The sequence below is a fragment of the Kitasatospora sp. MY 5-36 genome, assembly GCF_001182915.1.
Lineage (GTDB): Bacteria > Actinomycetota > Actinomycetes > Streptomycetales > Streptomycetaceae > Kitasatospora.
Genome location: NZ_LFVW01001070.1, coordinates 1 through 2,118, shown reverse-complemented (window position 1 = coordinate 2,118; position 2,118 = coordinate 1). Strand labels below are relative to the sequence as shown.

General features: G+C 75.5%; 2 protein-coding genes. Both read left to right on the top strand.

Translation table 11 applies throughout. The annotated features are described in order from the left end of the window. Positions 1–1,183 (top strand): HTTM domain-containing protein (locus AE652_RS40155; protein WP_159028710.1); only part of this gene is annotated, 1,183 nt, incomplete at its 5' end. Positions 1,184–1,192: 9 nt separating this feature from the next. Continuing rightward, positions 1,193–2,118: FUSC family membrane protein (locus AE652_RS40150; protein ID WP_049660669.1), on the top strand; the 926-nt coding region annotated here is incomplete at its 3' end.

Genomic DNA, 2,118 nt, shown 5'->3' with positions numbered 1-2,118 from the left:
CGGGCGGGCGGCGGAGCCCGGTGCGGTGCGGGAGGCGCGGGAGGCGCGCGGGCCGCGGGCGCCGCTCGGACGGGCGGCGGAGGCCTTCACCGGGAGGGTGCTCGGCCGCCACCAGGCCGCGGTGGTGCGGATCGGCTTCGGGCTGGTCTGGCTGGCCTACCTGCTGCGCGAGTGGCCCCACCGGCGGGTGCTGTACGGCGACCGGTCCCCCTGGTCGACGGAGCTGGCCCAGCGGCTGCTGGCCGACAACGGGGCGCTCACCGTGCTGCCCTGGTTCGGCGGGCGGCTCTGGTTCGAGCTGGTCTACCACCTGGCGGTGCTGGCCGCCCTGGCCGTGCTGCTGGGCTGGCGGACCAGGGCCAGTACGGTGCTGTTCCTGGTCACCGTGCTGTCCCTGCAGAACCGCGACGTCTTCCTCGGCGACGGCGGCGACAACGTCGTCCACCTGATGGCGGTCTACCTGGTCTTCACCCGCTGCGCCGAGGTCTGGTCGCTGGACGCCCGAAGGCCCCGGCCGGGGCGGACCGGGGTGGTGCTCTGGGCGGTGCTCGGGGCCGCCCTGGCGGCCTGTCAGTTCGGCGGCTTCGCGGGCGACACCCTGACCTGGACCGACCGGGCCTTCCCGTACCTCGGCTGGTCGCCGCTGTTCTGGGGGCTCTGGGCGGTGGCCGGGCTCTGGTGGACGCTCGGCCGGCTGCGGCCGGACGGCGAGCCGCGGGCGGTGCTCGACGCGCTGGCGACCATGGTGCACAACTGCGCGATGCTGGTGATCGCCGTCGAGGTGGTGCTGATCTACGCCACGGCCGGCTGGTACAAGGTGCAGGGCTCGCGCTGGCAGGACGGCACCGCGCTGTACTACCCGCTGCACCTGGACTACTTCGCCCCCTGGCCGGGACTGTCCGCGCTGGTCGGCTCGGCGCTGCTGCCGGTCTTCCTGGTCTCGTACGGCACCGTGGTCCTCCAGGTGGCGTTCCCGTTCACGCTGGTCAACCGGCGGGTCAAGAACGTCCTGCTGGCCGTCATGGTGCTGGAGCACGCGGGGATCGCGGTGGTGCTCGGGCTGCCGGTGTTCTCGCTCGCGATGATCGCGGCGGACGCGGTCTTCCTGCCGACCGGGGCCCTGCTGTGGGTGGCGGCGCGGCTCCGCCGGAGGTCGGGCCCGGCCCCGGAGATCACGCCCTAGGATGGCGCTATGTCCTGGTTCGCCGCACTTCGTGACACCGCGCGGACCGGGCTCACCCTGGACCGGGCGCTCACCGACCCCAAGCGGGCGGTGCGCGGGGCGGTCGCGGTGGCGCTGGTGCTCTTCCCGACCCTCGCGCTCGGCGGGGTCGCGCTCGCCACCTCGGCCGCGATGGGCGCGTTCATCGCCGGCTCGGCGACCTTCCAGCGCAGCTTCCGGCCCCGGGCCAGCCTCGCCGTCGCGGCCGGGGCCGGACTCGGCATCAGCACCTTCCTCGGCTATCTGGCCGCCGGCGTCCCCGGACTGTTCCCGGTACTGCTCGCGGTGTGGGCCTTCGGCGCCGGGCTGGCCTGGGCGATCGGGCCCACCGCCGGGGTGGTCGCCACCAACACCGTCTCGGTGATGCTGATCGTCGTCCAGCTCCCCGTCAGCACCGTCACCGCGCTCAGCCACGGGCTGGTCGCCGCCCTCGGCGGGGTCGTCCAGGCCACCGTCATCACCGTCTGGCCGATCGGCAGCTGGACCGCCCAGCGGCAGGCCCTCGCCGACACCTACGCCGAACTCGCCGACTACGCCCGGCGGTTGCGGCAGGACCCGACCGCGCACGTGGACCCGGAACCGTTCATGACGGCCCGCCACGCGGCCGCCCTCACCCCCTGGCAGGACCGCCACCGGCCGCCCGAGCTGCGCGGCCTGCGCGGCATCGCCGAGCGCATCCGGCCCACCCTCGCCGCACTCGCCGACCCCAAGGTGGGCGCCCCCGAGGAAGGGCCCGAACGGGACCGGGCCCGGGAGGTGCTGGCGGCCGCCGCCGAGGTCATGGACGCCCTCGCCCGGGCGATCCGCACCGGCGACCCGGTCCGGCTCCCCCGCTCCGCGCCCTCGCTCACCCTGGTCGGCTCCGACGACGGGCCGCGGCTCCAGGGCGCGGCCCG